General features: G+C 63.5%; 11 protein-coding genes. 2 read left to right on the forward strand and 9 right to left on the reverse strand.

From position 1 onward, the window contains the following. Positions 1–33: 33 nt before the first annotated feature. The 4 genes from ACIQWO_RS11935 to ACIQWO_RS11950 form a co-directional block, all read right to left on the reverse strand. The gene (locus ACIQWO_RS11935) at positions 34–552 is read right to left on the reverse strand and encodes a YbaK/EbsC family protein (protein WP_150736537.1); all 519 of its coding nucleotides are present in this window, start codon (positions 550–552) and stop codon (positions 34–36) included. A 37-nt stretch (positions 553–589) separates the two neighbouring features. Next, entirely contained in the window at positions 590–1,525 is a 936-nt protein-coding gene (locus ACIQWO_RS11940; protein WP_402823641.1) for a hydroxymethylglutaryl-CoA lyase, read from the reverse strand. 93 nt (positions 1,526–1,618) lie between these two features. Beyond that, on the reverse strand, positions 1,619–2,572 hold the full coding sequence (locus ACIQWO_RS11945; RefSeq protein ID WP_402823643.1) for a 2-hydroxyacid dehydrogenase: 954 nt from the start codon (positions 2,570–2,572) through the stop codon (positions 1,619–1,621). Between the two features lie 129 nt (positions 2,573–2,701). After that, the gene (locus tag ACIQWO_RS11950) at positions 2,702–3,253 is read right to left on the reverse strand and encodes a YaeQ family protein (RefSeq protein WP_402823646.1); all 552 of its coding nucleotides are present in this window, start codon (positions 3,251–3,253) and stop codon (positions 2,702–2,704) included. 157 nt (positions 3,254–3,410) lie between these two features. Here ACIQWO_RS11950 and ACIQWO_RS11955 point away from each other — a divergent pair, with 157 nt between their 5' ends. Beyond that, positions 3,411–4,247, forward strand: coding sequence for an alpha/beta fold hydrolase (locus ACIQWO_RS11955; RefSeq protein ID WP_039395148.1), 837 nt, complete (start codon positions 3,411–3,413; stop codon positions 4,245–4,247). Positions 4,248–4,344: 97 nt separating this feature from the next. Here ACIQWO_RS11955 and ACIQWO_RS11960 read toward each other — a convergent pair whose 3' ends face one another. The 3 genes from ACIQWO_RS11960 to ACIQWO_RS11970 form a co-directional block, all read right to left on the reverse strand. Further along, a complete protein-coding gene (locus tag ACIQWO_RS11960; RefSeq protein ID WP_402823650.1) occupies positions 4,345–4,728 on the reverse strand; it encodes a helix-turn-helix domain-containing protein in 384 nt (127 codons plus the stop codon). Between the two features lie 617 nt (positions 4,729–5,345). Continuing rightward, on the reverse strand, positions 5,346–6,083 hold the full coding sequence (locus tag ACIQWO_RS11965; RefSeq protein ID WP_402823653.1) for a helix-turn-helix domain-containing protein: 738 nt from the start codon (positions 6,081–6,083) through the stop codon (positions 5,346–5,348). A gap of 128 nt (positions 6,084–6,211) precedes the next feature. Next, the gene (locus tag ACIQWO_RS11970; RefSeq protein WP_402823656.1) at positions 6,212–7,135 is read right to left on the reverse strand and encodes a DMT family transporter; all 924 of its coding nucleotides are present in this window, start codon (positions 7,133–7,135) and stop codon (positions 6,212–6,214) included. Positions 7,136–7,493: 358 nt separating this feature from the next. Here ACIQWO_RS11970 and ACIQWO_RS11975 point away from each other — a divergent pair, with 358 nt between their 5' ends. Next, positions 7,494–8,756, forward strand: a complete 1,263-nt coding sequence (locus ACIQWO_RS11975; protein WP_402823659.1) for a diguanylate cyclase — start codon at positions 7,494–7,496, stop codon at positions 8,754–8,756. A 25-nt stretch (positions 8,757–8,781) separates the two neighbouring features. Here the strand turns inward: ACIQWO_RS11975 and ACIQWO_RS11980 are convergent, their stop codons facing one another. Both ACIQWO_RS11980 and ACIQWO_RS11985 read right to left on the reverse strand, forming a co-directional pair. Next, entirely contained in the window at positions 8,782–9,027 is a 246-nt protein-coding gene (locus ACIQWO_RS11980) for a hypothetical protein (RefSeq protein WP_150575275.1), read from the reverse strand. A gap of 531 nt (positions 9,028–9,558) precedes the next feature. Beyond that, positions 9,559–9,739 (reverse strand): hypothetical protein (locus ACIQWO_RS11985; protein WP_402823662.1); only part of this gene is annotated, 181 nt, incomplete at its 5' end.

The raw sequence follows: 9,739 nt of genomic DNA on the forward strand, positions 1-9,739 counted from the left end.
TGTGAGTGGTGACGGTGCGTCGACCGCGCGTCGTCAGCTACGCAGCGCGACGTCGACGACCGGTGCGCCCGTCATCGCCACCAACTGCTGCGGCGTGAGGTTGAACACGGCGTGCGGGTGCCCGGCGGCGGCCCACAGGCTCGCGAGCTTCAGCAAGTCTTCGTCGATCAGCGTGACGGGCGAGACGACATGCCCGATCGGGCTCACGCCGCCAATCGAATAGCCGGTCTTTTCCTTGACGAAGCGGGCGTCGGCGCGGGCGAGTTCGCCCACTTGTGCGGCGACCTTCTTCTCATCCACGCGGTTGATGCCGCTGGCAATGACGAGCACCGGCGTGTCGTCGGCCGCGCGACGGAAGATGATCGACTTGGCGATCTGCGCGACTTCGCAGCCCAGGCCTGCGGCCGCTTCCGCCGATGTCTTGCCGGTGGCGGGTAGCAGCACGATCGGCTGGTCGTGGCCCATGCCAGCGAGCAGCCGCGCAACGTGGCGCGCCCCTTCGGGCAGTTGATGTTCGTCGGCGGATTCGGGAATCTGTGGCGTGTCGCTCATGGTCGGGTCGGTCGGGGCCGTGGGGGCGTGTCAGGCGTTAATTAGTCGAGGCAGCAGCGTCTTTCAGCTTCGCGAGCATGGCGCGGCCCACGCGCGAGGCGTTCGGGCGGCCGATGGCTTGCGAAATGAAGTCGCCCGTGTGCACGACCGCTTCGAGATCGATGCCCGTCTCGATGCCCAACCCTTGCAGCAGATACAGCACGTCTTCCGTCGCCACGTTGCCGGTCGCACCCTTGGCGTACGGACAGCCGCCGAGACCGGCGACGGACGAATGGAAGATCGAGATGCCGGAGAGCAGTGCGGCGTAGATGTTGGCCGTCGCCTGACCGTACGTGTCGTGGAAGTGTCCCGACAGACGCTCGATGGGGAACACCTTCGCGCAGGCGTCCATGACTTCGCGCGTGCGGGTGGGCGTGCCGACGCCGATGGTGTCGGCAATGTCGATCTCGTCGCAACCGAGTGCGGCGAGTCGCTTGACGACGTCGACCACGCTTGCGACAGGCACCTCACCCTGATACGGGCAGCCGAGTGCGCACGAGATGCTGCCGCGCAGACGCAGACCGGCGTCCTTGGCCGCACGGGCAACCGGCTCGAATCGCGTGATGCTCTCTTCGATGGAGCAGTTGATGTTGCGTTGCGAGAAGGCTTCGCTCGCGGCGGCGAAGATCACCACTTCGTCCGCCTTTGCGGCGACAGCGCCTTCGAAGCCGCGCATGTTCGGGGTGAGCACCGAATAGATCGTGCCCGGACGACGCGCGATGCCCGCCATGACTTCGGCCCCGTCGGCCATCTGCGGCACCCACTTCGGCGAGACGAACGACGTCGCCTCGATGTTGGCGAAGCCAGCGGCCGAGAGACGGTCGATCAGCGCGATCTTGATGTCCGTCGCGACGGGCTGCTTTTCGTTTTGCAGGCCGTCGCGCGGGCCGACTTCAACCACTTTCACACGTTGCGGCAGATGAGATGCGGACATGGGGATCGGTCTCCTCTAATTCGTCTGGTGGGGATCGGCCGCGACGCGTTCGGGTGGCGGCTCAGTCGTTTGTGGGTTCGCTCGTCCGTACGCTCAGTAGCCGCGCGTCAGGTCGACGATGCCGGTAATGGCTTCGCCGCGTGACATCGCGGCAATCTTTCCTGCGATCTGCGCGACGGTCTCGTCACGAAGCGTCAGCGCCGAGATGTGCGGCGTGACGGTGACCTTCGGGGCGCGCCAGAACGGATGCTCGGCCGGTAACGGCTCGGTGCGGAACACGTCGAGCGTGGCACCGGCGATCTGGCCGCAGTCGAGGGCGGCCAGCAGGTCGTCGTCGACCAGATGCGCGCCGCGTGCCACGTTGATCAGGTACGCGCCCTGCGCGAGTTTCGCGAACAGGTCGGCGTTCAGCACGTCCACCGTTTGCGGCGTGAGCGGCAGCAGGTTGACGAGAATGCGTGCGCCCGACACGCAGGCGTCGAAGCCCAAATCGCCATGCGCGCCGTGATAGAGGGTGATGCCTGTGTCGTCGTGACGCTCGCTGCGGCTCCACGCGCGCACCGGAAACCCGAAGGTCTTCAGCGCTTTGGCCACGTGCGCGCCGAGCGTGCCGTAACCCAGCACCGCGACGGGGAAGTCGGCGAGCCGGTTCGGCTTCTGGAATTTCCACTGGCCTTCGGTTTGCTGGATCTGGAAGTCGTCGAGGCGGCGGAAGTAGCGCAGCGCGGCGGCGCTGACGTATTGCGCCATCTGGTCGGCCATGCCCGCATCTTCGAGGCGCACGAGCGGAACGCCCGGTGGCAGACGGTGCGCGCTCTCGCCGTGCGCGCCAAGCACGCCGTCGACGCCCGCCCCCATGTTGAAGATCGCCTTCAGACGCTCACGGGGTTGCAGGACTTCGGCGTTCGGCTTCCACAACACGATGTAGTCGGCGGGAGCGGTGTCGCCCGGCTGCCAGCCACGGATGTTGGCCTGCGGCAGATGCTCGGCGAGGCCGGTTTCATAGGCGGCAGTCTTGCCGTCCGGAGAGAAGATCAGGATGTCCATGAGGTGCGCGGCAGGCGTGGGTGGACGCGTGCCGTCGCAACAGCTGCGTTCACTCGATTTACGTTAACGTCAAGTGTAACGCAGCTTAGGCTCGCCCATGTATTGGGGCGAGGCCTGAGCCCGGGGGGCTCAGGCGCGGGTGGCCGCGCGCAGCGTTTCGAGCTTCACCGCGAAATTGTGGCTGTCGTCTGCGACCCAGACTTCGCCGTCCTGAATCGTGCATTGCAGGCGCATCGTGCGCGACGCCAGTGCCGTCAGGGCTTCGGCGGATTCGTCGTCGAGCATCCGCACGGTGAGGTTCGACAGACGGTTGATTTCCTTCTCGGTCGTCTGCCACCACACGGCGGCAGGCTTGCCGCCGTAGGCGATCACGTCGACATGCTCGGCGCGGCCGGCCGCTTTGACCAGACGACGGGCGTCCGGCTGGCCGACATCGATCCAGCGAACGATATCGCCGCCGAAATCGTGCTCCCACAGGTCCGGCTCGTCGGCCGTGGAGATGCCCTTGCCGAACGAGAGACGCTCGTGCGCGTACAACATGAACGCGAGCACGCGCACCATCATGCGCTCGTCGGTTTCCGACGGATGACGCGCAATCGTGAGGTTGTGGGATGCGTAGTAGTGACGGTCGAGGTCGGTGATTTGCACCTCGGCCTTATAGATAGTGGCTTTGAGCGCCATGCCGGGAAACCGCAGGATTGAAGAAAGTCGCAAGCATACACCAGGCGGTGCGGCGTCTCGTGTCAGCCCCCTCAAGCCCGCCAGGCCCGTGGTGCGGCGCAGCAAAGGGGCTGCAAGCTCGGTATACTGACGCCTTCGTCTTACCTGATGTATCCCCATGCCGGTTCCTGCACCGCAAACGATCGACGTCAACGGCTACCCGATGGCCTACGTCGAAACCCCTGCCCCCGCCGATGCTGTCGGCGCGCCGCTAGTGCTGGTTCACGGTTCGCTCTGCGACTACCGATACTTCAAGCCGAACATGGCCCCGCTGGGGCAACGTCGACGCGTCATCTCGGTCAGCCTGCGTCACTATTTTCCCGAAGCCTGGAATGGCCACGACGGTGAGTTCTCCGGTGAGCAACACGCCGAAGACCTCGCGGCCTTCATCACGGCACTCGGTGTCGGCCCTGTCCATGTGCTCGGCCATTCGCGCGGCGGCTATGTCGCGCTGCGCACCGCGTTGCTCGCACCCGACACCGTCCGCTCGCTGATCCTCGCCGACCCGGGTGTGGAGATCAGCGGTGGCCCGGTGCAGATTCCGCTCGACAGCGAGCGCGGCAATTTCCGTGAAGCGGCCTTGAAAGCCATCGAAGCGGGCGATATCGACGGCGGTCTCGCACTCTTTATCGATACGGTGAGCGGTCCGGACACGTGGCGTCGCATGGTGCCGTGGTTCAAACAGATGGTGCGCGACAATGCGCGCACCCTGATCGGACAAGTCGCCGAGCCGCGCACGCCGCTGCCGATCGACGCCCTCGGCGCACTCCACGCGCCGGTGTTGCTGATGGGCGGAGCGGAGAGTCCCGCGCCGTATCCAGACGTGCTCAACGCGCTGGCGTACGCGATGCCCGAAGCCCGTCGCATGGTGATTCAGGACGCGTCGCACGGCATGAACCTCGCCAATCCGATCGCCTTTCACCGCGCGGTCGACGCCTTCCTCGGCACCGACTGATCCGGCGAGCGCAGCGTCGGGCCCGGCGTCCTCCCCAGACGTTGCCGCCCGCGCCTCGCCTGTCATATGCGCTCGCTGCCGGGCGCGTCTTTCCCGCTCATTCGTCACGCAACAACCCGTGGCCTAGTCGCAGGCTCAGGGTGCGGACCAGGTCGGCCATCCACGCCTGATCGCGGTCGGACAACTTCTGCATGGCACGATTGAGCGACGGATACGGATCGCAAGGGACCGACACGCTCGCGCCGATATCGGCCGCCATGCCGTTGGACGAGTCGAACGCCAGCAACTCATGCGGCGGCAGCCCCAGCGTGTCGGCAAGAATGCAGATGTTGCGCAGCGAGATATTGCGTTTGCCGCGCTCGACACCACTCAGATAGGAACGTGCGAGACCGCTCTCCAGCGCAAGCTTGTCTTGCGCCCAGTTGTACTTCTTGCGCAAACCGGCGAGATGTCTGCCGAATCGAAATAAATTGGTGTCCATAAAAAAGTTTCCTTGTTCGGGACGAGAAGATTGGAACAAAAATCCGGCATCGGGGACGGTGCCTCGGGTGTCCCTCGTTTGTGAGGCACGAACTACCGGGAGCGTCGCGCAGATTTTTTGCGGACTTTCGGAGAAGGCACAACGAATGCAGTCGTTGCGACGGTGGTGGTGGCGCTAGTTCGCGTACCGCCGTACTGCACCGACGCGCTGCGCGGCGCCGTGTCGCCCTCCCGTCAACCAGCGCCGCGCAGTGTGACACTGGTCTGACCGGTAGAAGTAGAGCGGGGATTCTGAAAGGTTCCGCGTTGGGATGTCACTCGATGATGACGAGCCGAGCCGGATATTGTGTCGGGCCTCGTGGAATTGCGGTAGGCGTCGACGCGCTGTCGCTCCTGTCGTCGTTGACGCACACGTCGCCACGTTCTCTTCGTCCGGTGACGACGCGGTCCGCGCAAGAGCGGCTATTTTTAATAGGTTAATCAGTCACTTTTACGAGACGAATCATCGCGCAACGCCCTCCGTGTGGCCGGGGGACTTTGCGCGATGTCCTAAGCACTAATGACGTGGCGATGGCGCAAGCTTTCGACCATCGCTCGTTCGAGCCCTCATTCGCGTCCTCACTCGCGTTCTTCTCTGCTGGCAGGCCAGCGCAGTGGGTCCTCTTGCGCCACGGCGTTCGTGCTTGGCGCTGCGGCCGCGCGAGGCGATCGATCCATTTCACCGTCCTGCCGACGGTCCGGATCGCCGATGCGGTGAGGGACTTCGCTTGCGTGCGCGTCGGCATGCGTCACATTGGCGTCTGAAGACGCTTTCGAAATTACGGGGTAGTGGGTGGGCGAGGTGGAGGGCGTTTGATGGCGGACGGGAAATCCGGCGTCCATGTCCCCACCGTTGTCGGGCGTGTCATCGTCGAATGCACCCGCATGCGCTCCGGCGGACGCCGTGCCGTGGGAAGACTGCGCGTAGGCGCCTGTGGCGGACGGCGGGGCCGCGTGACTCAGGCGTGAGCTGAGACTGCGGATGATTTCAGCGAGCCAGACCTGATCGCGGTTCTCCAGCTTGCACAGTGATCGGCTGATCTGCGGCAGCGGCGTGCGCTCGGAGGCCATCGCTGCATCTTCTGCATTGCCTGCGGCGGCTTGAGCAAAACGCAGCATTTCGGACGTTGGCACGCCCAGCGTGTCGGCCAACACGCAGATGTTGACGAGGGCGACATTGCGTCTGCCCCGTTCGATACCGCTGACATACGAGCGTGCCAGACCGCTCTCGAGGGCAAGCTTCTCCTGCGACCAGCCGCGCGCCTTACGCAAGCGGGCCAGATGGTCTCCGAACAGGGCGAGTGGATTGGTTTGCATGGCGAACTCCGTTGACGAGTCACACAGCGTAATCAATCCCCCCGCGCCCTGCGACGTTATATCGCTCTCCTCCCCATGCGTGACGGGCGGGCCTCTATAAAGAGTCGGTGACGCTAAAAGCGCAGAATTTATCGGACGCTTCCCAATTCATCCGTCACAACGGGCATCGGTTCACGCGCTTTACGAATCGGCAGATGCCAGTTCTCTCCGAGTGCCACCCCCGCGAGAATCAGCGCGCCGCCAAAGAGGTGGTAACCGGCGAGATGCTCTCCGAGACCGAAGGCCGCGATCAGCGCCGTGAAGATCGGCACCAGATTGATGACGACCGTCGCGCGACGCGGGCCGATGCGTGCGACGCCGATCATCCAGATAAACGGGGCAGCGATGGACACCGGAATCGTCGCGAAGGCCAGCTCCGGCAGGTTGTCCATCGAAACGCCTGCCTTCTCCGAGATCAGATAGAACGGCAGAAGTGCAACGACCGCGAACATGATCTGGGCGTACAGCGACGGCAGCGGCGCAAGCGGCAGATGCCATTTGCGCAGCAGCACGCAGTAGACGGCGTAGGCGAGCATGGCGGCGACCATCATGGCGTCGCCCACACCGATGCCTTGATCGGCGAGATGCAGCAGCGAGCCGTGCCCGACGACCAGCAGCACGCCACCGATCGACAGCAAGCCACCGGCCAGCGCACCGGCAGTAAGCGCATCGCCCAGCAGCATGACCGCCAGCGCGAGCGTCGTGAGGGGCAGCAGCGCCAGAATGATCCCCATATTGGTGGCACTCGTGTAATGCGCCGCCGAATAAGCGAGCCCCTGATAGATCGCCATGCCGAGCACGCCGAGGGTGGCGTACTGCGCCATATGCGGCACAAATTGACGGCGGGCGCGCCACAACGCGGGCAATGCAAGCGGCGTGAGCAGCAACGCGGCGGCGAACCAGCGCAGGAAGGCGATTTCGGCAGGGAAGATGTGACCGACGGCGAGCTTGTTGACGATCACGTTGGCCGACCAGATAAGCACTGCGGTCAGCGGCAGAATGAAATTAGCCATGATGTATGCGATGTGCCGGTCGGGTGGCCGACCGGCGGGTGACCTGCGAACTGAGGCAAATTGTCCGCCCTAAAGGTATCCGTCGCATAGTGAATTTCAGACAAACGATAAGGGATTTCGGACGTGACGTCTGAGTCCACAGCCACCCCTCGCAACGCCATGCGCTTCGGAATCGCTCACCGACGTTGCCCGCAGGTAGAATGGCGCCTCCGGGCCTTGGCGACGAGCGTCTGCCGAAGTCTTCGCACACACGAAGCACAACGCCCGGCCCCACGATGCGAAAAGCATCGTGCGCGCATTTCGTAGTCCGTCGTTCTTGATTCGTGGTCCGTGGTTCGTGAGTGTCGATCGGAGCAGCATGGTGTCAGTGAGTCAGCAAGACAGCAACGCGCGCGCCGACGGCACGCCACAACGCCGAGGGACGGAGGCCGCCGCTTCGGCGTCTGCCGCTGCCGGTATCGATCCCGCCATCGCAGGCAAGGGCAAGCGTTTCGTACGACGCATCTACCGTCTACGGACCATCGGTCTCGGTATCGGATTCTTCTGTGTCGCAGGCGTCTTCTATCGACTCGATCCGCCCACGCCGCTGTGGCTGTGGGCGATGGTGATCTTCCACGGTTTCGTCTGGCCGCACCTGGCCTGTGTCCTCGCGCTGTCGCGTCCGATCCCTTACCGCGCCGAGCGCACGAATCTGATGATCGATGCGGCATTCGGTGGCTTCTGGGTCGCCGCGATGCAGTTCAATCTGCTGCCGAGCGTCGTCGTCCTCGCGATGATGTCGATGGACAACATCGGCGCGGGCGGCGTACGGCTTTTCCTTCAGGGGCTGCTGGCCAATGTCGTTGGCGGACTGATCGGGATCGCCTTGCTTGGATTCTTCTGGGCACCGGCGTCCGATACCTTCAACGTCATCACGAGTTTGCCGATGTTGGTTCTGTATCCCATCGCACTCGGCAAAGTGACGTATGACGTCGCGCAGAAGCTGTCGCAGCGGTCGCGGGAAATGGAGTATCTGTCGCGACACGATGGCCTGACAGGTCTGCTCAACCGACGGGCGTGGGAGCAGCGGCTGGCCGACGTTCACGAGCATTGCGCACGCACGGGGCAACCGGCGTGTCTGGTGCTGATGGATCTGGATCACTTCAAGCGCATCAACGACACGCTCGGCCACGCAGCAGGCGACTCGGCGCTGCGACGTTTTGCCGGATTACTGCGCCAGCGTCTGCGAGAGATCGATGCGGTCGGGCGATATGGCGGGGAAGAGTTCGGTGCCGTGCTGGTCAACACTGGCGAAGTCGCAGGGCGCGATCTGATGCACCGGCTGCTCGCCGATTTGCGCGCCCGCGTGGCGCAGGCAGAAGCGCAAATGCAGCAAGACGAAGCGCTTCGCGTGTCGCTCACGGAGTGCACGGTGAGCATCGGACTGGTGCCGTTTTCGAGCGCTTTCGATACCCCGCAGGCCTGGCTTCAGCAGGCCGATCGCGCGTTGTATCGGGCCAAACGTCAGGGGCGCGACGGAATGGTGGTGCTTGAAGCCGGTGCGTTCGGCCTGTCCGGCGCAGGGGCTGCGCCGGATCGCGACGACGCTACCGGCGGTACAGATAAAACGTATAGCGCCTGACGTCCAGCGACTCAGGCTCAGCGACTCAACGCGTGCAAAGACGCGCGAACGCACCGCGCAGCGCCGCAGGCAGACCGGCGGCGAAATTGAACGGACGGGCCAGTGCGGCCAGACCCTCTCCATTAAGCACGCGCGCGCCTTCCAGATGCGTGGCCAGTACACAGAAATCTTCACGGCGCATGCCCACACGTTGGCACGCGTGATCGAGTTGCTTCAGGTCGTTCGGATGCAGACTGATGGTGAGGGTAATGCGCTCTGGGTCGGTGTTCATGACTTTCAATTTTCTCTTTTTCAATACATCGGGCATGACGCGCGGGTAGGCGCATGCCAAACGCCCACGCGATAACGCAGGCGAGCCGGATCCGACTGCGTGGGATCGGGCCTGTATGGCGTACATGGCGGACACGTCGAGCGAACGAAACGTCGTCAGGGTAAAGACGATTTCGGTCCGCCGATGCACGCGATGTCTGATCGTGGCGTCGGGTTGTTTTAAGTAACGCGTGGGCAATACGAGGCTGTGGGCGCGCAATCCGCCGCCTGAGTGCTGCGTAGGCGGCGGTACGGCACTAACGCGTGAGAGCGATGCCTCGTAACAGCAGGGAGGGCTGACTCTCCATCCGGCCATCGCACAAGCGCCGGAATACAGCATGAGTACTGCGGGACTACGAACTGCAACTGCGGTATTGCTTGGGTATTGCTTTGATGCTGCTTGACTATTGCTTGGATATTGCAGGGTACTGCGGTGATGCGAGACCTTCTGAACTACAGGACTGCGGTTGATGCGTGTACAGCGATGCAGACTTCAAACTACAGATACTGCGACTTGCTGAACTGCTACTGCGGATAAAGCGGAACAACGAGAACTACAAGACTTCCGAACTGCTACTGCTACTGCTACTGCTACTGCTACTGCTACTGCTACTGCTACTGCTACTGCTACTGCTACTGCTACTGCTACTGCTACTGCTACTGCTACTGCTACT

The sequence above is a fragment of the Pandoraea sp. NPDC090278 genome (assembly GCF_044772185.1).
In the GTDB taxonomy this organism is placed as follows: Bacteria; Pseudomonadota; Gammaproteobacteria; order Burkholderiales; family Burkholderiaceae; genus Pandoraea.